This window comes from Streptomyces sp. CNP082 (assembly GCF_059570535.1).
Genome location: NZ_JCANSZ010000002.1, coordinates 310,031 through 331,213, shown reverse-complemented (window position 1 = coordinate 331,213; position 21,183 = coordinate 310,031). Strand labels below are relative to the sequence as shown.

The 21,183-nt window shown below is 74.7% G+C and carries 13 protein-coding genes; 8 read left to right on the top strand and 5 right to left on the bottom strand.

What is annotated here, in order from left to right; translation table 11 throughout:
* Positions 1–39: 39 nt before the first annotated feature.
* From B124_RS02975 to B124_RS02965, 3 genes are all read right to left on the bottom strand, one after another.
* Complete coding sequence (locus tag B124_RS02975) at positions 40–1,239, bottom strand: winged helix-turn-helix domain-containing protein (RefSeq protein WP_496501012.1); 1,200 nt, start codon at positions 1,237–1,239, stop codon at positions 40–42.
* Between the two features lie 91 nt (positions 1,240–1,330).
* Entirely contained in the window at positions 1,331–1,933 is a 603-nt protein-coding gene (locus B124_RS02970) for a GNAT family N-acetyltransferase (RefSeq protein WP_496501011.1), read from the bottom strand.
* 72 nt (positions 1,934–2,005) lie between these two features.
* Positions 2,006–2,614 (bottom strand): GNAT family N-acetyltransferase, encoded by a 609-nt coding sequence (locus B124_RS02965; RefSeq protein ID WP_496501010.1) that lies wholly within the window; start codon positions 2,612–2,614, stop codon positions 2,006–2,008.
* A gap of 316 nt (positions 2,615–2,930) precedes the next feature.
* On the opposite strand from B124_RS02965, the gene secA reads away from it, so the two are divergent.
* Positions 2,931–5,771, top strand: coding sequence for a preprotein translocase subunit SecA (gene secA, locus B124_RS02960; protein WP_496501009.1), 2,841 nt, complete (start codon positions 2,931–2,933; stop codon positions 5,769–5,771).
* A gap of 134 nt (positions 5,772–5,905) precedes the next feature.
* Here the strand turns inward: secA and B124_RS02955 are convergent, their stop codons facing one another.
* Complete coding sequence (locus tag B124_RS02955) at positions 5,906–6,640, bottom strand: Rv3235 family protein (protein WP_496501008.1); 735 nt, start codon at positions 6,638–6,640, stop codon at positions 5,906–5,908.
* 241 nt (positions 6,641–6,881) lie between these two features.
* Between B124_RS02955 and B124_RS02950 the strand changes: the two genes are divergently transcribed.
* From B124_RS02950 to B124_RS02920, 7 genes are all read left to right on the top strand, one after another.
* Positions 6,882–7,394 carry a DUF6912 family protein gene (locus B124_RS02950; RefSeq protein ID WP_496501007.1) on the top strand — a complete coding sequence of 171 codons (513 nt, stop codon included), beginning with the start codon at positions 6,882–6,884 and terminating at the stop codon, positions 7,392–7,394.
* A 46-nt stretch (positions 7,395–7,440) separates the two neighbouring features.
* Positions 7,441–8,094 (top strand): HAD family hydrolase, encoded by a 654-nt coding sequence (locus B124_RS02945; protein ID WP_496501006.1) that lies wholly within the window; start codon positions 7,441–7,443, stop codon positions 8,092–8,094.
* A gap of 538 nt (positions 8,095–8,632) precedes the next feature.
* Complete coding sequence (locus B124_RS02940) at positions 8,633–13,618, top strand: NAD-glutamate dehydrogenase (RefSeq protein ID WP_496501005.1); 4,986 nt, start codon at positions 8,633–8,635, stop codon at positions 13,616–13,618.
* Between the two features lie 62 nt (positions 13,619–13,680).
* Positions 13,681–15,225: a stealth conserved region 3 domain-containing protein gene (locus B124_RS02935; RefSeq protein ID WP_496501004.1), complete on the top strand. Its 1,545-nt coding sequence runs from the start codon at positions 13,681–13,683 to the stop codon at positions 15,223–15,225.
* The gene (locus B124_RS02930; RefSeq protein ID WP_496501003.1) at positions 15,222–16,442 is read left to right on the top strand and encodes a hypothetical protein; all 1,221 of its coding nucleotides are present in this window, start codon (positions 15,222–15,224) and stop codon (positions 16,440–16,442) included. The genes B124_RS02935 and B124_RS02930 overlap by 4 nt, the downstream gene beginning before the upstream one ends.
* Entirely contained in the window at positions 16,439–18,118 is a 1,680-nt protein-coding gene (locus tag B124_RS02925) for a hypothetical protein (RefSeq protein ID WP_496501002.1), read from the top strand. Before B124_RS02930 ends, B124_RS02925 begins: the two co-directional genes overlap by 4 nt.
* On the top strand, positions 18,115–19,323 hold the full coding sequence (locus B124_RS02920) for a glycosyltransferase (protein WP_496501001.1): 1,209 nt from the start codon (positions 18,115–18,117) through the stop codon (positions 19,321–19,323). Before B124_RS02925 ends, B124_RS02920 begins: the two co-directional genes overlap by 4 nt.
* A gap of 164 nt (positions 19,324–19,487) precedes the next feature.
* Here the strand turns inward: B124_RS02920 and B124_RS02915 are convergent, their stop codons facing one another.
* A complete protein-coding gene (locus B124_RS02915) occupies positions 19,488–21,176 on the bottom strand; it encodes an oligosaccharide flippase family protein (protein ID WP_496501000.1) in 1,689 nt (562 codons plus the stop codon).
* Positions 21,177–21,183 lie beyond the last annotated feature (7 nt).

Below are 21,183 nucleotides of genomic sequence, written 5' to 3'. Positions count from 1 at the left end.
GGCCCGCACGCGCCGTGCCGCGGGCCCCGGGGCCGGTCGTCAGCCCGCGGCCAGTGCTTTCTCCGCCGCCCGCGCCAGCGGCGTGTGCAGCTCCGGCGGGCTGACCCGCTCCACTCGCACCGCCTGCGCCCCGACCCAGCTCGCCGCCTCCGCCAGCGCCGCCGCCGTGGGTTCCACGGCCTTCGCCGGCGTCACGCCGTTTGGCCGGTCGGCACCCAGCGTCACCTGGCGGGCGACGAGCGTGCTCCCCTCGCGCGCCGGGTCGACCCGGCCGACGAGCCGGCCGCCGGCGAGCACCGGCATGGCGAAATACCCGTGTATCCGCTTGGGTTTCGGCACGTACGCCTCCAGCCGGTGCGTCAGCCCGAAGATCCGCTCCGTGCGTGGGCGGTCCCAGATCAGGGAGTCGAACGGGGAGAGCAGCGTCGTCCGGTGCCGCCCCCGCGGGGCGTCTGCCAGCGCCTCCGGGTCGGCCCACGCCGGCTTGCCCCAGCCCTCGACCTCCACCTCGACCAGCTCCGTCTCCCCCACGACGGCGGCGACCTGCTCCCCTTTGAGACGGTGATAATCAGCCAGGTCCGCGCGCGTGCCCACGCCGATGGCCCGGCCCGCCTGGGTGACCAGCCGGCGCAGGCACTCCTCGTCCGCCAGGTCGTCGTGGAACAGGGCGTCCGGAACGGCGCGCTCCGCCAGGTCGTACACCCGCTTCCAGCCGCGCCGGGCCGCGACGACCACCTCGCCGGCGTCCAGCAGCGTCTCCACCGCGATCTTCGTCTCCGACCAGTCCCACCACGGGCCGCCGTTCTTCGCCCCGCCCAGGTCCGTGGACGTCAGCGGGCCGTCCGCGCGCAGCCGGTCCACGACGGCGGCGCGGGAGCCGGCCGGGTCCTGCAGTTGATGCCAGCGGTAGCCGCGGGCGCGGCGCTCCCGGCGGCGGAAGGCGAACAGCGGCCACTCCTCGATGGGCAGGACGCAGGCGGCGTGCGACCAGTACTCAAAAGCGGCGGTGCCCGACCAGTACGCCGACTCCACCGCCTCGCGGCCGATCGCGCCCAGGCGTGCGTACGGCACCAGCTCGTGCGACCGGGCGAGCACCGAGATCGTGTCCAACTGCACCGCGCCCAGCCGCCGCAGCACACCGCGGGCACCGCCGCGGCGGTCGGGCGCGCCGAGCAGCCCCTGGGCGCGCAGGGCGATACGGCGGGCGTCGTCGGCGGAGAGAGACACTTTCGTGGTCATGCCGGCGAGCGTAAAGCCTGCCTCTGACACCCCGGCCCGCCGCCCCGGTCCGCCGCCCGGTCCGGCTGCCTGCCGGCGGCGCGGCCCGTCGTCAGCCCGCCGTGTCCCGTCCCCGCGCCGTCCCCGTCCCGTACGGCACCTGGGGGGCCAGGCCCAGGTCCGAGGGCAGCAGCGACGCCACCCAGGCGTCCCGCCGCACGCCCTGGTGGATGAGCCGGGAGCGCAGCACACCCTCCATCGTGAAGCCGGCCTTGCGCGCCACCGACCGCGATCCCTCGTTCCCCACCTGTGCCAGCCACTCCAGCCGGTCCGCGCCCAGCTCCGTGAACGCCCACCGCGCCAGCGCCGCCACCGCCTCCCCCGCATACCCCTGCCCGCGGTGCCCGGGGGCGGTCCAGAAGCCGACCGAGCGGACGCGCTCCTCGGGCCGGGCCGTGCGGCCCACGCCCGCCGAGCCCACCAGCGCGCCGCTCTCCAGCTCGGTGAGGACCAGGTCGTACTGCCGGTCCTCGCGCCAGCCCGACGGGATGATCTTCAGGACGTATTCCTCCGCGTGCTCCCGCTCGTACGGCGACGGGACCGGCAGCCAGCGCTGGATGGCGGGGTCCTGGCAGGCGGCCAGGACGGCATCGACGTCGCCGGGCTCCGCGGGGCGCAGCAGCAGGCGGTCGGTGACCAGCGTGATCGGGTCCATGGGGAAGATTGTCCGCTTACCGGGCTGAGGGCGCCAGCAGCACAGTTGGACACTCCGTGCGCCGTCGGACACTCACCGCGATGGCGCCGATGGCGCCGATGGCGCCGGCAGATACGGCAGCCGCGACTCCAGGCCCAGGTCCGAGGGCAGCAGCGAGCCCACCCAGGCGTCGCGCCGCGTGCCGTGGTTGACGAACCACGAGCGCAGCGTGCCCTCCATCGTGAACCCCGCCCGCAGCGCCACCGCCCGCGACGGTTCGTTGCCCACCTCGGCGAACCACTCCAGCCGGTCCGTGCCCACGTCCGTGAACGCCCACCGCGCCACGGCCGCCACCGCCTCCGCCGTATACCCGCGCCGCCGCTGCTCCGGCGCCGTCCAGTACCCCAGCTCCGCGACCCGCTCCGCATGCCGCGACGGCGTGAAGCCGACGAGCCCCACCGAGCCCACCAGCGCCCCGCCGTCGCGGGTGAAGGCGCCGAAGCTGTACATGGTGTCCTCGCGCCAGCCCGCCGGGCCGACCTTGAGGACGAAGTCCTCCGCGTGCGCGCGCCCGTACGGCGAGGGCACGCGCGTCCAGCGCTGGATGTCGGGGTCCTGGCAGGCGGTCAGGACAGCGCCGATGTCGCCGGCTTCCATGGGCCGCAGCAGCAGCCTGTCGGTGTCGAGCGTGACGGGTTCCATCCACGGATTCTCCGCCTGCGCCACCCGCCCCGCCATGGCTTTTAGACCCCTCCACCCCCGCTCCGCCCCGGCGGCCGGCCCTCGTCGCGGCGGCCCCTCGCGGCCCGTGCGGCACTTTCCGCGGCGCTCGTACGTTGACACGTACGGTGACGGCACCTAACGTCCCTGGGCTGGACCTCCCGGGACGCCCGCGTCCTCGCATACGATGGCCGGTGCGGCCGTGGGCTCCGCGAGGCCCGAGAGGAGCCCCAGAGGACAGGGGCCGCACCAGCGCACCCGACCGTGCCAGGCCCGACCGGCAAGGAGCCAGCCCAAAGTGTCCGTCTTCGGAAAGATCATGCGCGCAGGAGAAGGAAAGATCCTGCGCAAGCTCAACCGCATCGCGGACCAGGTCAACTCCATCGAAGAGGACTTCAAGAACCTCTCCGATGCCGAGCTGCGCGCACTGACCGAGGAGTACAAGCAGCGGTACGAGGACGGCGAGTCCCTCGACGACATCATGCCCGAGGCGTTCGCCACCGTACGCGAGGCGGCCAGCCGGATCCTCGGCGAGCGGCACTACGACGTCCAGATCATGGGTGGCGCGGCGCTGCACGAGGGCTACGTGGCCGAGATGAAGACGGGCGAGGGCAAGACCCTGGTCGGCACCCTGCCCGCGTACCTCAACGCGATCTCCGGCAAGGGCGTGCACATCGTCACGGTCAACGACTACCTCGCGCAGCGCGACTCCGAGTGGATGGGCCGCGTCCACCGCTTCCTCGGCCTCACGGTCGGCTGCATCCTCGCGAACATGCCGCCGGCGCAGCGCCGCGAGCAGTACAAGTGCGACATCACTTACGGGACGAACAACGAGTTCGGCTTCGACTACCTGCGCGACAACATGGCGTGGTCGAAGGACGAGCTGGTGCAGCGCGGCCACAACTTCGCGATCGTCGACGAGGTCGACTCGATCCTCATCGACGAGGCCCGTACGCCGCTGATCATCTCCGGCCCCGCCGACCAGGCCACCAAGTGGTACGCCGACTTCGCCAAGCTCGTCACCCGGCTGTCCAAGGGCGAGGCGGGCGACCCGCGCCTGGGCAAGCAGGAGACCGGCGACTACGACGTGGACGAGAAGAAGCGGACCGTCGCCATCCATGAGGCGGGCGTCGCCAAGGTGGAGAACTACCTGGGCATCGACAACCTCTACGAGTCGGTGAACACCCCGCTGGTCGGCTATCTGAACAACGCCATCAAGGCCAAGGAGCTGTTCAAGAAGGACAAGGACTACGTCGTCATGAACGGCGAAGTCATGATCGTCGATGAGCACACGGGCCGTATCCTCGCCGGCCGCCGCTACAACGAGGGCATGCACCAGGCGATCGAGGCCAAAGAGGGCGTCGACATCAAGGACGAGAACCAGACGCTCGCCACGATCACCCTGCAGAACTTCTTCCGGCTCTACAAGCGCGAGGACCGCGACGGCAACGAGCTGCCGGGCCTCGCCGGCATGACCGGTACGGCCATGACCGAGGCCGCCGAGTTCCAGCAGATCTACAAGCTCGGCGTGGTGCCCATCCCGACCAACCGGCCGCTGGCGCGCATGGACCAGTCCGACCTGATCTACCGCACGGAGGAGGCGAAGTTCTCCGCCGTCGTGGACGACATCTCGGAGAAGTACGAGAAGGGCCAGCCGGTGCTGGTCGGCACGACCTCGGTGGAGAAGTCCGAGTACCTCTCGCAGCAGCTCAGCAAGCGCGGCGTGCCGCACGAGGTGCTCAACGCCAAGCAGCACGACCGGGAGGCCGTGATCGTCGCGCAGGCCGGCCGCCGCGGCGCGATCACCGTCGCCACGAACATGGCCGGCCGCGGCACCGACATCAAGCTCGGCGGCAACCCCGAGGACCTCGCCGAGGCCGACCTGCGCCAGCAGGGCCTGGACCCGGTCGAGCACGCCGAGCAGTGGGCGGCGGGCCTGCCCGCCGCGCTGGAGAAGGCGGAGGCGGCGGTCAAGACCGAGTACGAGGAGGTCAAGGACCTCGGCGGGCTGTACGTGCTGGGCACCGAGCGGCACGAGTCGCGGCGCATCGACAACCAGCTCCGCGGTCGCTCCGGCCGCCAGGGCGACCCCGGCGAGTCCCGCTTCTACCTCTCCCTCGGCGACGACCTGATGCGGCTGTTCAAGGCGCAGCTCGTGGAGCGCGTCATGTCGATGGCCAACGTGCCCGACGACGTGCCGATCGAGAACAAGATGGTCACCCGGGCCATCGCCTCCGCCCAGTCGCAGGTCGAGCAGCAGAACTTCGAGACGCGCAAGAACGTCCTGAAGTACGACGAGGTCATGAACCGCCAGCGCGAGGTCATCTACGGCGAGCGCAAGCGGGTGCTGGAGGGCGAGGACCTGCACGAGCAGGTGCGCCACTTCATGGACGACACCATCGACGCCTACATCCAGGCCGAGACCGTCGAGGGCTTCGCCGAGGAGTGGGACCTGGACCGGCTGTGGCGGGCCTTCAAGCAGCTCTACCCCGTCTCCGTGACGATCGAGGAGCTGGAGGAGGCCGCGGGCGACCGCGCGGGCATCACCCCCGAGTTCATCGAGGACATGGTCAAGGAGGACGTCCGCACGCAGTACGGAAAGCGCGAGGAGCAGCTCGGCCCGGAGATCATGCGGGAGCTGGAGCGCCGGGTCGTGCTGTCGGTGCTGGACCGCAAGTGGCGTGAGCACCTCTACGAGATGGACTACCTCCAGGAGGGCATCCAGTTGCGCGCGATGGCGCAGAAGGACCCGCTGGTGGAGTTCCAGCGCGAGGGCTTCGACATGTTCAACGCCATGATGGACGGCATCAAGGAGGAGTCCGTCGGCTACCTGTTCAACCTGGAGGTCCAGGTCGAGCAGCAGGTCGAGGAGGTTCCGGTGCAGGACGCGGCGCCCGCCGCCGCGCCGCAGGACGCGGTGCCCGCCCCGGCGATCCACGCCAAGGGCCTGGACCAGCCGCAGCGCCCCGACCGGCTGCACTTCTCCGCTCCCACCGCGGAGGGCGGTGTCGCGGAGGGCGAGCTGGCCACCGACGGCGCGCAGGCCGCGGCGGGCGGCGGCTCGGGCGACGGCCGCACGCGGGCGGAGCGCCGGCGGGCCCAGAAGGGCGGCGGGAAGGGCAAGCGCCGCAAGAAGTAGGGCGGCAGCGGGCCGCCGGGCCGCACGCGCCCGGGGCGGCCCACCGGCCCCGCTGCGGCCCGCTCGGCGAGAGCGCCTGTGCCGGCGCCCGTCCGTGCCGGCGCCGGGGGCCTTCGCCGGCCCGCGTACCGGCTTCATGCGCGGCCGTGCCCCGGGCCCGGGTCCACCTCGACGGCGGCGCAGCGCCAGCGGTGGTCGGGGCCCAGCTCCAGGCGGAAGGCCAGTGCCCGCAGCCGGTCGCCCACGGCGACGCGCGCGAACGCCTCGATGACGTCGGGTGCCGGGCGGCAGTAGCCGCACGCGCGTAACTGCGGGCGGGGGCCGCCGCGGAGCGGCAGTTCGTCGGCGAAAGCGGCGAGCTGGTCGTACGCGGGGCCGACGGTGTGGCCCAGCAGCCAGTGCATCGGCCGCTGCCCGCTGAGCGCGAGCACCAGCCGTTCGGCGAACCACTCGTGCGGGCGCGGCTCCCCGGGCGGGCGCCGCGCGGGGCGGCGGGTGTCACGCCGGTTCGGCGGGGCGGTACGGCCGCGGGGCCGCCGGCGCGGGCGGGCCGGGGCCCGCCGGGGCGTCCCGCGCGCCGGCCTGTACGCGGGGTCCGGCTCGTACGCGGGCTCGCGGGCGGGGCCGGCTGCCGGCCCGTGCGCGGGGTCGGGGGGCGAAGCGCCCGCGGGGTCGTGTGGTGGGCCGGCTGCGGTGTCAGGGGCCGGTTCGTATGGGGTGTCCTGGGCGGGGACGTGCTGGGTGTCGGGCGGCGGGTGTTCCGCCGTGGGCGGGGTCGGTTCGTGTGCCGTGTCGTGGGGCCGTTCGTGCGGCGGCTGCTCCGGGTCGTGGTCCGGTCGCTGTGTCGGCCGGGTGTGTGTGGTCGTCACGCTGTCACCCCCGTGATGCGTGTGGTTCGCGATGCCCGAAGGTCTACCGGCGCCCCGCGCCGGCCGCAACGCCCCCCGTCCTCCTCGCGGCCCGTCCGCGGATTCACCTATCCAGGTGACCCGACCACCCCGGTGTCCGCCCGCCGGTCACGTCACGCCTGCTTCGGGCGTCGCACGGGGTGTCGTCGCCCCGGCGCGGGCAACCCACTCGGACGGGGGACCGCGGCCGTATAGTTCGCCCATGCGCGTGTACGTCCCCCTGACCCTGCCCGGCCTGGCCCGGGCGCACGAGGCCGGTGAGCTGGGCCCGGCGCCGCTGGTGGCCTACGCCGTGACGCCGGCGCTGCGCGAGTGGTACGTCTCGGACAACCTCGAAGAGCTGGAGTACGCGGCGCTCACCCGCGCCGCCCAGGCGTCGCTGCGGCTGCTGGCGATCGCCCCCGCCCCCGGCGCCCCGCCGCGCCGCGTGGTGGTCGCGGTGGAGCTGCCCGAGGGTGCCGCGGCGGCCGACCCGGACCGCGGGATGGACCCCGCCGCGATCGGCGAGGTGCGGGTTGCGGCGGCCGTGCCGCTGAAGCTGGCGGCGGCGGTGCACGTGGACGCCGACGACGCGGCGGCGGACGTCGCGGCGGCTGTCGCCGCGCTCGGCGCCGCGGACGCCGGCGACGACGACGCACGGTTCACGGTCGACGGCGCGGAGGACCACGAACTGCTCTGGTACGGCGTACAGGAGATCGAGAACCTCGTCGGCTGAGCGGCTTTCCGGCCCGGTTGTCAGACCCGCCGGTTACCGTTCTGGTGTGCGTACACACCTCGTCTGGGACTGGAACGGAACGCTCTTTCACGATATTCACGCGGTGATAGAGGCGACGAACGCCTCCTTCGCCGAGCTCGGCCTGCCGTCGATCACGCTGGAGCGCTATCGCGAGCTGTACTGCGTCCCGGTGCCGCGGTTCTACGAGCGGCTGATGGGCCGGCTGCCGACGTCCGAGGAGTGGGAGGTCATGGACGAGGCGTTCCACCGGCACTACTGGACCCGGGCCGAGGGCGCCGCCCTCGCCGAGGGCGCGGCGGAGCTGCTGGCGCAGCGGCGGGCCGCGGGGCAGACGCAGTCGCTGTGCTCCCTCGCGCCGCACGAGCAACTGCTGCCGATGGTGCACTCGCACGGCATCGCGGAGCACTTCGTCCGGATCGACGGCCGCACCGGCCCGTCCGACGGCGGCAAGGCGACGCACATGGTGCGTCATCTCGGCGCGCTCCAGGGCATAGACCCGTCCCGTACGGTCGTCATCGGGGACGCGGTGGACGACGCCACGGCCGCGCGGCACGCGGGTGTCCGAGCCGTGCTGTACACCGGTGGTTCGCACAGCCGGGCGAGCCTGGAGGCGGCGGGCGTCCCGGTGGTGGACACCCTCGCGGAGGCGGTCGCGGCGGCGGACGAACTGGCGGCGTAGCGGCGGCCGGGGCGCCCGCCCGGCGCCAGGACGCGCCCCCGTAACCGTGCGCCCCCGGAGGTGACGTTCGCCACTCGCGGAACACCGGGCTCAACCGGGCCATACGGAAGGCTTTAGTCCAGGTGAAGGACGTCCCGCACGCTGGAGAAGCTGTGCAGAACGTCAAAGAACGGGGGCTGCGTTTGTACACATTCGGCCGTGGACGCCGCCTGGCCCCAAGGGGATAGCCTGGTGGCGTGATCAGCCCGATATCTCATGAGGGCGACGGAGGCGGGGCCCGCGGGGCCCCCACGGCGCCCCTCCCGGCGTCGGTCGGCGCCGGGGACCCCGACCGGGGGACGGCTGATCGGCGAGACCGGTGCCGCCGCCCGATGATGGCCGGAAGCGGACCGGTGCGCTTCCCGTTCCGGCACGATGCCGCCCATGGCCCGGAGCTGTCCGGGCCGCGGTGCCGTGCCCGCTCGTCAGCAGGGCCGGGGAGAACTCCCGGCCCACCGAGAACCGTCACGCAACGGCGCGCGACAGGAGCCTGAGGACCATGCAGATCAAGCTGGCTGAAGCCAAGAACGAGCTGCTCGCGCGCGCCGCGCGGGTGGACGGGACGGGTGAGGGGGGATTGCCTCCGGAGACTCTCGACGCGTATCTCCAGCGCTACTACCTGCATACCGCGCCCGAGGATCTGCTCGGCCGGGACCCGGTCGACGTCTTCGGCGCCGTGCTCTCCCACTACCGCCTGGCCCAGAACCGTCCGCAGGGCACCGCCAACGTGCGCGTCCACACCCCCACGGTCGAGGAGAACGGCTGGACGTCCAGCCACAGCGTCGTTGAGGTAGTAACGGACGATATGCCGTTTTTGGTGGACTCTGTCACCAATGAGCTGTCTCGTCAGGGACGCGGCATTCATCTGGTGATCCACCCGCAGATCGTCGTCCGCCGGGACGTCACCGGGCAGATGCTGGAGGTGCTGGACGCCGGCCACGACCCGAGCGCCTCGCCGCCGTACGTCCGCGGCCTCGAAAACCTGCCGCACGACGCCGTCATCGAATCCTGGATCCACGTCGAGATCGACCGCGAGTCCGACCGCCAGGACCTGAAGCAGATCACCGCCGACCTGCTGCGGGTGCTCTCCGACACCCGCGAGTCCGTCGAGGACTGGCAGAAGATGCGCGACTCCGCCCTGCGCATCGCCGACGACCTCGACGAGGAGCCGCTGCCGGAGGACATGCCCGCGCAGGAGGTGGAGGAGGCGCGGGAGCTGCTGCGCTGGCTCGCCGCCGACCACTTCACCTTCCTCGGCTACCGCGAGTACCGGCTGACGGTCAACCACGACGGCGAGGAGCTGACCGCCGTTCCCGGCACCGGCCTCGGCATCCTGCGCGCTGACCCGTCGCACGCCGCGTTCGACCGGGACGACGGCAGACCGCAGCCCGCCTCCGAGTCCTTCCACCGGCTGCCGGCCGACGTCCGCGCCAAGGCCCGCGAGCACCGCATGCTGGTGCTCACCAAGGCCAACAGCCGCGCCACCGTGCACCGCCCGGCCTACCTCGACTACGTCGGCGTCAAGAAGTTCGACGCCGACGGCAACGTCATCGGCGAGCGGCGCTTCCTCGGCCTGTTCTCCTCCGCCGCGTACACCGAGTCCGTACGGCGCGTGCCCGTCGTCCGCCGCAAGGTCGCCGAGGTCCTCAGCCGCGCCGGCTTCACGCCCCACAGCCACGACGGCCGCGACCTGCTGCAGATCCTCGAAACCTACCCGCGCGACGAGCTCTTCCAGATCCCCGTCGCGGAGCTGCAGTCCATCGTCATCAGCGTGCTGTATCTCCAGGAGCGCCGCCGGCTGCGGCTGTTCCTGCGCCAGGAGGAGTACGGGCGCTACTATTCCGCGCTCGTCTACCTGCCCCGCGACCGCTACACCACCAGCGTGCGGCTGCGGCTGATCGACATCCTCAAGGAGGAGCTCGGCGGCACCTCCGTCGACTTCACCGCCTGGAACACCGAGTCGGTGCTGTCCCGGCTGCACTTCGTCGTCCGCGTCCAGCCCGGCACCGAGCTGCGCGAGCTGACCGAGACCGACGTCCACCGCATCGAAACCCGCCTCGCCGAGGCCTCCCGCTCCTGGAACGACGGCTTCACCGAGGCGCTGATCGCCGAGTTCGGCGAGGAGCGCGCCGCCGAGCTCGGCCACCGCTACGCCGGCTCCTTCCCCGAGGGCTACAAGGAGGACTTCGCGCCCCGCGCCGCCGTCTCCGACCTCCAGCACTTCGAGAAGCTCCGGGCCGGCACCGACCCGTTCGCCCTCAGCCTGTACGAGCCGGTGGGCGCCGCGCCCAACGAGCGCCGGCTGAAGGTCTACGGGGCGGGCGCGCCGTTCTCGCTGACCCGGGTGCTGCCCGTGCTGCACAACCTCGGCGTCGAGGTCACCGAGGAGCGGCCGTACGTGCTGCGCCGCGCCGGCGTCACCGACGCCTGGGTCTCGGACTTCGGCCTGCAGTTCCCGCCGTCGCAGAACGGCGGCGGCCTGGAGGTCGGCGAGGACGCGCGCGAGCGGTTCCAGGAGACGTTCGCCGCGGTGTGGAACGGCGAGGCGGAGGACGACGGGCTCAACGCCCTCGTGCCCGTCGCCGGGCTGACGTGGCGGCAGGCGATGGTGCTGCGCGCGTACGCCCGCTATCTGCGCCAGGCCGGCTCGAAGTTCAGCCCGGCGTACATGGAGGACACCCTCCGTACCAACGTGCACACCACCCGGCTGCTGGTGAGCCTCTTCGAGGCGCGCATGGCGCCGGAGCGGCAGCACGCCGGGCGGGAGCTGACCGACGGGATCCTGGAGGAGCTGAACGGCGCGCTGGACCAGGTGGCCTCCCTCGACGAGGACCGCATCCTGCGCTCCTTCCTCACCGCCATCCAGGCCACGCTGCGCACGAACTACTTCCAGACCGGCGACGACGGCCGCTGGCACTCCTACCTGTCGCTGAAGCTCGACCCGCAGGCCATCCCCGGACTGCCCGAGCCCCGCCCCGAGTACGAGATCTGGGTGTACTCGCCCCGCGTCGAGGGCGTGCACCTGCGCTTCGGCAAGGTCGCGCGCGGCGGCCTGCGCTGGTCCGACCGGCGCGAGGACTTCCGCACCGAGATCCTGGGCCTGGTCAAGGCGCAGGAGGTGAAGAACACCGTCATCGTGCCCGCCGGCGCCAAGGGCGGGTTCGTCGGCAAGCGGCTGCCGGACCCGTCGGCGGACCGCGACGCCTGGCTGGCCGAGGGCATCGCCTGCTACAAGACGTTCATCTACGGCATGCTCGACATCACCGACAACCTCGTCGGCGGCGAGGTCGTGCACCCCAAGAACGTCGTACGGCACGACGAGGACGACACGTACCTGGTCGTCGCCGCCGACAAGGGCACCGCGACCTTCTCCGACATCGCCAACGAGGTCGCCGTCTCCTACGACTTCTGGCTGGGCGACGCCTTCGCCTCCGGCGGCTCCGCGGGCTACGACCACAAGGGCATGGGCATCACCGCCCGCGGCGCCTGGGAGTCCGTCAAGCGGCACTTCCGCGAGCTGGGCGTGGACTGCCAGACGGAGGACTTCACCGCCGTCGGCATCGGCGACATGTCCGGTGACGTCTTCGGCAACGGGATGCTGCTCAGCGAGCACACCCGGCTGATCGCCGCCTTCGACCACCGGCACATCATCGTCGACCCCGACCCGGACCCGGCCGTCGGCTACGCCGAGCGGCGCCGGCTCTTCGAGCTGCCGCGCTCCTCCTGGGAGGACTACGACAAGGCCAAGCTCTCCGACGGCGGCGGGGTGTTCTCCCGCAAGGCCAAGGCGATCCCGGTGAACGCCAAGATGCGCCGGGCGCTGGGCATCCGCGAGGGCGCCGCGAAGATGACGCCCGCCGAGCTGATGAAGGCGATCCTCCAGGCGCCGGTCGACCTGCTGTGGAACGGCGGCATCGGTACGTACGTGAAGTCCTCGGCGGAGGCGCAGAGCGACGTCGGCGACCGCGCGAACGACGCGATCCGGGTGGACGGCGCGGACGTACGGGCGCGGGTCGTCGGCGAGGGCGGCAACCTGGGGCTGACGCAGCTCGGCCGGATCGAGTTCGCCCGCGTCGGCGGTCCCGACCGGCGCGGCGGCAAGATCAACACCGATGCGATCGACAACAGCGCCGGCGTGGACACGTCCGACCACGAGGTGAACATCAAGATCCTGCTCAACCAGGTCATCGAGGACGGCGACATGACCGTCAAGCAGCGCAACCGGCTGCTCGGGGAGATGACCGACGAGGTCGCCGCGCTGGTGCTGCGCAACAACTACGCGCAGAACACCGCCCTGGCCAACGCCGTCGCGCAGGCCCCCAGCCTGCTCCAGGCCCACCACCGGTACATGCGCAAGCTCGGCAAGGAGGGCGCGCTCGACCGGGAGCTGGAGTTCCTGCCCGGCGAGAAGCAGATGCGCGAGCGCCTCGCCGCGGGCCTGGGCCTCACCCAGCCCGAGCTGGCGGTGCTCCTCGGCTACACGAAGATCACCACCACGGAGAACCTGGTCGCCACCGGGCTGCCCGACGACCCGTACCTGGAGCGGCTGCTGTTCGCGTACTTCCCGCAGCCGCTGCGCGAGCGCTTCCCCGACCAGATCCGCGCGCACGCGCTGCGCCGCGAGATCGTCACCACGGTGCTGGTCAACGACGCGGTCAACACCGGCGGTACGACGTTCGTGCACCGGCTGAAGGAGGAGACCGGCGCCTCGACGGAGGAGATCGTACGGGCGCACACCGCGGCCCGCGCGATCTTCCACCTCGGCGACTTCTGGGACGAGGTCGAGACCCTCGACAACGTCATCGCGGCCGACGTCCAGACCCGCATCCGGCTGCACTCGCGCCGGCTGGTCGAGCGCGCCACCCGCTGGCTGCTCAACAACCGGCCCCAGCCGCTGCAACTGGGCGCGACCATCGACTTCTTCAGCGACCGCATCGGGCAGGTCTGGGCGGCGCTGCCGAAGCTGCTGCACGGCACGGACCTGGAGTGGTACGAGCGCAACCAGAACGAGCTGACCGACAACGGTGTCCCCGCCGAGCTGGCGCAGCGGGTCGCCACGTTCTCGGCGGCGTTCCCGACGCTGGACATCGTCGCCGTCGCCGACCGCACCGGCCACGAGCCGCTGGACGTCGCGGAGGTGTACTACGACCTCGGCGACCGGCTGCACATCAGCAAGCTGATGGACCGCATCGTGGAGCTGCCGCGGGCCGACCGGTGGCAGTCCATGGCCCGCGCGGCGATCCGCGAGGACCTGTACGCGGCGCACGCGCTGCTCACCGCCGCGGTGCTCCAGGCGGAGCCGGAGGCGGAGGGCGAGGCGAGCACGCCGGAGCTGCGGTTCAAGACGTGGGAGGCGAAGAACACGGCGATCCTGGGGCGGGCGCGCAGCACGCTGGAGGAGATCCAGGGGTCGGAGTCGTTCGACCTGGCGAACCTGTCGGTGGCGATGCGGACGATGCGTACGCTGCTGCGGACGAACCGGTAGGGGCGCGGTGGCGGCGGTGCGGCGCGGAGTCCGGGGCGGGCGAATGACGTAGTTTGTCCCGCATGGGGCAGACAGTCACGGACCAGCGCCCGACGCGCGTCGGTCCCGGTACGGCGGCCGTCGTCGCCGCGTACCGCCGTGCGCTGCCCCGCGTCGTCCGCCGCCACCTCGCCGCGCTCGCCGCCCCGCACCACGCCGACCGGCTCCGCGCCGCCCTCCGCGCCCGCCGCGAGCAGGCCGCCGCCGACGTGCCCGGCCGCGTCGTCGTCAGCGTTGCCGGCCGGCCGCGCATCGCCCACCTGCAGCACGCGCTCTCCCCGGTGCAGGCCCGCCGCGCCGGTGTGCTCGCCGTCACCCGGGCGCTGCGGACCGCCGGCGTGGCGTACTTCGCGGTACGGGGCCGGGCGTGCGGCCCCGCGGTCGTCGCCGTGCCGGCGGCCCAACGCCGCCGGGCGTGCCGGGCGCTGGCGCGGCTGTGCCGGGTGCAGCCGGCGTACGTGACGGTGGTGGCGGGCGCGGGCGCGGAGCCGGGCGCCGCGTTCGCGGCGGACGGTGCGGACGGTTCGTACCCCCGGCTCGTGCCCGGCTACGAGCCGGGCGTCTGGCAGCAGTGGGAGAAGAAAGCCGACGTCCTGCACCTCACCTGGTTCCGCACCGAGCCGGGCCGGCGGCTGGTCATCGGCCCCGACTCCGGCTGCGAAGTGGAGTTCTGGCGCCGGGACGGCACCGGCGACCGGCTCCTCGCGCCGCGCCCCGGCCGCGTCGCCGACAGCGTCCCGGCCGGCGCCACCGCCGTGAAGCTGACCGACCGCGGCTCCTGGGGCTGCGGCCGGCTCACGCTGCGCACCCGCGAGGAGTTCGCGCACCCGCTGCCCGGCGACGTCACGTACCCGGTCGACGCCGTCTACACCTGGGCCGCCCCCGAACTGCGTTACGCGCTGCGCTCCCTCGCCACGTACGCGCCCTGGGTCCGCCGCGTCCACCTGCTCACCGACGCCGCCGCCCCGCCGTGGCTGGACACCGCGCACCCGGGTCTCGCGGTGGTCGCGCACCGCGAGGTCTTCGCCGACCCGACCGCGCTGCCGACGTCCAACCCGCGCGCGGTCGAGAGCCAACTGCACCACATCGACGGCCTCGCCGAGCACTTCCTGTACTTCGGCGACCGCCTCTTCCTCGGCACCGAGACCGTGCCGGAGGACTTCTTCCTCGCCAACGGCCTCACCCGGTTCTTCGTCTCGACCGCGCAGGAGCCGCTGCGCCATGCCCCGCACCCGCTGCGGCGCAGCGTGCTGTGCGAGATCGAGCGCGAGTTCGGCGACCGCCACACGGCCACCACCGCCCACCGCGACCCGCACCGCGACGACCTGGCGATCCCGTCGTCGCTGTACCCCCACTACGCCGCCCACACCGGCCGCGCCGCCGCCGCGACGCTCCGCTACGCGCAGGTGGACCTGGCGTCGGCCGGCGCGGACGCCGTGCTGCGCGGGCTGCTGGCGGCGCGGGACCGGACGGTGATCCGGGTCGGGGGTGCGGGGGCGCCGGGGCTGCTGGGCGCGTTCCTGGACGCGTACTTCCCGGTGCCGAGTGCGTACGAGCTGCCGGGGTGAGCGCGGTGACGGAGTACCTGGACGCCGAGCACGTGTCGGTGCTGGACGGGCGGACGCTGAACGTGTGCGTGCGGCTGCCGGAGGGCGGCGCCGGGCTGGCGGGGGCGTGGCTGCGGGTGGGTGACGACCGGGGGCTGGCGCTGGAGGTGGCGGGGGAGCGGGCGTTCGGCACGTACGTGGTGGAGCCGGTGGTGCGCAGGGCCGGCGGGAGGCGGCGACCGCAGCGGGGGCCGCACGGGCTGGAGACGATCACGGTGGGGGAGGGGGAAGCGCGGGAGCTGGGCGTGGAGTTGGCGGCGGGGGGCTGGCGGCGGCGCAGGGGGTACGGGCTGAGGGCACCGGAGGGCGCGACGCCCGCGGAGCGGGGCGCGGGCGCGGCGGCGGGCGGTGCGGCGGGTCCGGGCGCGGGCGCTGCTGCGGTCCCGGGCGGGGTCTTGGGTGGGGTCCCCGGCTCGGGCGCGGTCGCGGGCGGGGGTTCTGCCGCCGGTACGGCCGTCCGCCCGGCGGCGGGTTCGGCGGCGGGTTCGGTGGCAGGTTCGGCCGCGGCCCGGGAGGCGGACCCCGTCGAGAGGCCCACCCGGCTCGATCCGCCGCACCCGGACGGCTGGCGTGTCACCGTCGCGTCGCCGGCGGACGGCCGCGCCGCCGTGCTGCGGGTGGCGCGGCTGGGCCCGCACGCGGAGGTGGTACGGGTGGAGGTGGGCTGGACGGAACTGGTGATCCACGGGCGGGTGGTGGGCCTGCCGGCGCCGGGAGTCGTGCCGCCCTGCGGCGGGTTGGCCCCCGGCGTGCTCGCCGCCGTCCTGCGCGGCGCCGCGCCTGCCGTCCCGGCTCCCGTCACAGCCCCCGGGCCGCCCTCCGGCGGAGGGCTCGTCGGTGAGCTGGTGGCGCGCGGGGAGGTCGGGGCGGTGTGCCGGGTGCGGGTGGTGGAGAGCGACGGCGGGGAGTTCACGGCGGTGGCCGGGGGCGGGGAGCTGGCGCGGCTGGCGGAGCGGGGCGGGGAGCGGGTCTGGGACGTACGGGTACGGTCCGGCGGCTGCGGGGTCGCGCTGCCGGTGGGGCGGCTGCTCGGCGACGTCGCCGACCCCGGGCGCGTACACCGGCTGCCGAGCCGGTTGCTCATCGCCGACTCCGGTGCCGTCGTCCGGGTCGCCCCGCACTACACCGCCGCCGGGCGGCTGGTCGTGGTCACCGAGGCCGTAGGGGATGTCAGATGAAGATCACGTTCCTCGCGGCCCCCTCCGCCGCCGAACCCCCCTCCGCCGCGGCACCCGACGGCGTCGCGCGCAGCCTCGCGGCGCACCACGACGTGGAGTTCGCCGCCGAGCCGGATCCGGCCGCCCTGCGGACGCTCGCCGCCGACGTCCTCGTCACCGCCGACCCCGGCCTCGTACCCGCCGTGTGCACCCTCGCCCCCGCCCGTACCCTCACCGTCCACCGCGCCCCCCGCCCCGGCCACCCGCCGCCGCCCGGCGCGCCGGAGCTGGATGCGCTGGTCGTCCCGGCGGAGGCCGACCGGGAGGCGTACGAGACGGAGTTGGGCCCGGCGGCGCCGCGGGTCGCGGTCATCCCCGACGACGAGCACGCCGCCCGCCGCTGGCACACCCTGCTCGCCGAGCTGTCCGCGCTCCGCGACGACGACCCCCGCCGCCAGCGCGACCGCGCCGACCGCGCCGCCTTCCACCGCGCCGCGACCGCCTCCGACTCCGAGTCCGCCGCCCCGCCCCGCCCCCTGCCGGCGCCCCCCGCGCCCGCGGCGGCGGAGCGGCGGCGGTGGGAGGAGGCGGTACGGGCCGCGGAGAGCGGGGGCGACCGGCGACTCGTGTGGGCGGCCGGGCAGTTGGCCGAGGTACGCGACGACCTCCTCGCGGACGACGTGTACGCCGCCAACCTCCGCCTCGCCGCGGACGCGCTGGAGGCCGCGGACGTCCCGTACATCCTGCTGCGCGACGCCGCCGACGCCGCCGACGCCGCCGACGCCCCGGACTCCGCCGCCGCCGGTCTCCTCGAAGACACCGACGCCGCTCCCCGCCACCGGCTGGCGGTCGACGCCGGCCTGCGCTCGCGCGCCTGCCGGGCGCTGGCCGGCGCGTACCCCGGCCAGGCCGTCTACGCCGCACCCCTCCACTCCCCTGACACCCCCAACACCCCCGACGTCCCGGGCACCTCCGTCCCCGCCGAACTGCTCACCGCCGAAGCCGAACCACCCGCGCTGCGCCTCTACCGCCCGTACCTCACCTCCGGCCGCACCCTCCGCTACGGCCCCGACCACGGCTGCGACATCGAGTTCTGGTACCGCCCGCAGCGCGGCGGCGCGTACGCCACCCCGCGCGCCCCCACCACGCTCGGCCCCACGCTGCCCTCGCTGACGCCGACCGCCGTCCTGTACGTGCACGACCGCGCGTTCCCCACCCTGCGCGCCTTCGTCACCGACCCCCGCCCGCCCGTCGACGCCGTTTACACCCGCACCGGCCCGGCGCTGCGCTACTCGCTGCGCTCCCTCGCGATGTTCGCCCCCTGGATCCGCCACACCTACGTCGTCGCCGCCACCCCGCCGCCCTGGCTGGACACCGCCCGCCCCGACCTCACCGTCGTCGGCCGGCGCCAGCCCCTCGACGCCCTCGCCGCGCGCGTCCTCCCCCTCGCCGACGACGTGTTCCTCGGCCGCGCCCTGTCCGCCCGGCGCTGCTCGGGCCCGCTGAGCGTCGACTCCGCGGGCGGCCACGACCCGCGCCGGCTCGACAGACTGTCCGCCGGCCGCGACACCGACGTCTTCTGCCTCGGTCTCGACGGCAGACTTCCCCGGGGCGTACAGGCGTTTCTGGAGGGGTACTTCCCGGTGCCCTCGCCCTACGAGCGCGCGGGGGCGCGCAGGGAGGGCGTACGGGCGTGAGGATCGTCTTCCTGCTCACCCGCGCCGACGAGCCGGGCGACCGCGCGCACGCCGTCCTCACCCGGGCCGGCCACCTCGCCGCGCGCCACGACGTCGAGGTCGTCAGCGTCTTCCGCACCCGCCACCGGCCGTCTCCCGCGCTCGACGCCCGCGTCCCGCTGCGCCACCTCGTCGACCGTACGGGACCCGTCCCCGTACCGCTGCGGCCCACCGCCCTGACCGACCGCGCCCGGCAGCAGCTCGCCGCCGCCCCCAGCGCGCTCGTCGACCCCGCCCGCGAACCGGACTTCGACGCGCTCACCGACACCGAAGTCACCCTCGCCCTGCGCACCTTGGACGCCGACGTCCTGGTCACGGCCTCGCCCGCGCTGCCGGGCATCGCCGCGGACCACGCCCCGGCGCGGGTGGTACGGATCCACGAGGAGCACGGTGACGGGGGCGGGCGCCCGCCGGCGCGGGTGGGGGAGTGCGACGCGGTGGTGGTGCGGACGGAGCGCGCGCGGTGGCGGCTGGCCCAGGCGCTGGGCGCGGCGGCCCCGCGGCTGGCGGCGATCCCGCTCCCGGCGCCTGACGGCTTCCGGCCCCGGTCGTCGCGGACGACGCGGACGGCGGTGATGGCGGGCCCGCCGGCCCGGGCGGACCACGCGCTCGCGGCGTTCGCGTCGGCGACGGAAGCGGAATCGGGGTGGCGGCTGCGGGTGTTCGGGGCCGGTCCCGAGCTGCCGCGGCTGCGCCGGCGGGTGGCGGAGCTGGGGCTGTACGAGCGGGTGGAGCTGCTGGGCCCGAGCCCGTCCATGGCGCAGGAGTGGGCGAAGGCGAGCCTCGCGGTGCTGCCCTCGACGAGCGGCCAGACGCTGGAGGCGTACGCGGCGGGCGTGCCGGCGGTGGCGTACGAATCGGCCGGCGGGCCGCCGGAGGTCGTACGCCACGGGGTCGACGGGCTGCTGGTGCCGCCGGACGACGCGGAGGCCCTGGCGGGCGCGCTGGGCCGGCTGATGGCCGAGGACGCGGAGCTGCTGCACCGGCTGGGCGCCAACGCCCGTGCGGGGACGGGGCGGTTCGCGGCGGCGGGGGTGACGCGGCGGTGGGAGGTGCTGTGCGCGGAGCTGGTCGGGATGCCGGCGGCGGTACGGGCGGAGCGCGCGCTGCGGTACCGGCGCCCCGCGCACCCGGGCGGGGTGAGCACGCCGTACGGCCTGGGCTGAGCCCCTCCGCGCCCGCGCGCCGGTGCGGAGCCGGAAACAGGAGCCGGCGGCGGGCGGACGGTCTCGGGGAGGCCCCCTGCGCGGGGTGCACTGTCTCCAAGACGCGCACGGCGCTGCTCCCCGGACAGCACGTTCCCGGGGCAGAGGGGCAGGGGGGCAGGCGGTCAGGCGGTCAGGTGCGGGTCCCGGGGGCGGGGGGCCGCCGGGGGCGGGCGGGGGTCGGACAGTGCCGTGGTGAGCGGGAGTTGCGCGTGCAGGCCCGCGCACAGCACGGTCACGGGCGCGAGCGAGAGCAGCCCGTAGAGCAGTGCGAGGCCCGGCTCCGTCACCAGTGAACCGGCCAGCGTCGCCAGGGTCCCGGCCGCCGCCCCGATGCCGCCGTGCACCAAGTGCCCCAGCAGCACCTCCCGTACCCGCACCAGACCGGACCGGCCCCACCGCAGCAGTTGCAGCGCGTGTCCCGCGGCCGGGCCCGCGGCGGCGGCGCAGGCCACCAGCGGCAGGGCGTGGCCGGCGCCGCGCCACCAGAAGACGAGGGCGAGGGCGCCGGCGGTGGTGAGGAGTACGGCCAGGTGCGTACCGAGGAGTCCGCGGCGCCGGCCGCGGGCGAGGTCGAGGGAGCAGCCGGTGGCGTAGAGGAGTTGCGGCACCGCTGCGGCGCAGAGCCACGGCACCAGCGCCGTCGCGGACTCCCACCCGGGGCCGAGGAGCAGCGTGAGCGCGGCGGGCCCGACGCCGGCGGCGACGCCGAACCCGGCGAAGGCGGCGGCGGAGGCGCCGGTGACGGCGAGCCGGGCGGCGGGGTCGGCGGGCGGCGGGGGGCGGCCCGGCTCCTCGCCGTGCTCTTCGTACGCCGCCTGCTCCGCGCGCGTCAGCGTCACCTGCTCCTCGCGCGCCGTCTGCTCCCCGTACCCCGTCTGCTCCTCGCGCGCTGTCTGCTCCTCGTACGCCACCTGCTCCTCGTACGTCACCTGCTCCCCGTATGCCGTCTGCCCGGCGCCCTTCGCCCGGTCCAGCGCCCTGCCGTACGCCCCTGCCGGCCCGTCCCACAGCGCCGCGGCGCGCGAGTACACCCCCGCCGCGCCCGGCCCCAGCAGCCGGCAGACCGCCCACAGCGGCGCGACCGCCGCGACCAGCCGCAGCAGCCCGAACCCGGCCGCGAACCACGAGACGCGGACCAGTTCCACGGCCGCCACCGGACGGCCCTCCGGCAGCGGCGTACGGGACAGCAGGAACCCGGCGGTGCACAGGGTCAGCGCGGCGGACACCGGCAGCATGGCGGCCAGCCCGAGGGGGTTGGCGCCGCCGGCGAGCAGCAGGACGCCGGTCGCGGTGCCGCCCGCCTGGCCGCCGGCGTCCGCCCACACGGCGGCGCGGGACCGGCCGGCCCGGCGGAGCGCGGCGACGGCCGCGTCGGCGGCGGGGTGGCAGAGGAAGGCGCAGGCGAGGACGCGCAGAAGCGGGGTGGTGCCGGGGGCGTGCAGGAGCATGGCGGGCAGCGGGGCGGCGAGTTGCGCGACGGAGAAGCCGATGAGCCCGGTGAGCCCGGCGAGCCGGAGCGCGGCGTGGGCGGTGTGCCGGGTCAGCGGCTCGGCGCGGTGCAGGCAGGCGGCGAAGCCGGTGCCGGCGAGGTGGGCGAGGAGGTGGACGGCGGTGAGGGCCACGGCGTAGGCGCCGAGGGCGGCGGGGGAGACGTGTCGGGCGGCGTAGGCGACGTAGCCGAGCTGGAGCAGCAGGCCGACGGCGGCGCCTGTCCACCGCCAGCCGGTGTCGGGCGGCGCGGCCGGGTCGGCCGGGTCGACCTGCGCGGGCGGGTCGGCCGGGTCGGCCGGGGTGCGGGCAGCCGGGGGCATGACCTGC

Bases quoted from the DNA above. Each gene is read 5' to 3' on its own strand.
- B124_RS02925 (WP_496501002.1), top strand. From the start codon at position 16,439: ATGAAGATCACGTTCCTCGCGGCCCCCTCCGCCGCCGAACCCCCCTCC.
- B124_RS02965 (WP_496501010.1), bottom strand. From the start codon at position 2,614: ATGGAACCCGTCACGCTCGACACCGACAGGCTGCTGCTGCGGCCCATG.
- B124_RS02940 (WP_496501005.1), top strand. From the start codon at position 8,633: ATGCAGATCAAGCTGGCTGAAGCCAAGAACGAGCTGCTCGCGCGCGCC.
- B124_RS02975 (WP_496501012.1), bottom strand. From the start codon at position 1,239: ATGACCACGAAAGTGTCTCTCTCCGCCGACGACGCCCGCCGTATCGCC.
- B124_RS02935 (WP_496501004.1), top strand. From the start codon at position 13,681: ATGGGGCAGACAGTCACGGACCAGCGCCCGACGCGCGTCGGTCCCGGT.
- B124_RS02915 (WP_496501000.1), bottom strand. From the start codon at position 21,176: ATGCCCCCGGCTGCCCGCACCCCGGCCGACCCGGCCGACCCGCCCGCG.
- B124_RS02950 (WP_496501007.1), top strand. From the start codon at position 6,882: ATGCGCGTGTACGTCCCCCTGACCCTGCCCGGCCTGGCCCGGGCGCAC.
- B124_RS02970 (WP_496501011.1), bottom strand. From the start codon at position 1,933: ATGGACCCGATCACGCTGGTCACCGACCGCCTGCTGCTGCGCCCCGCG.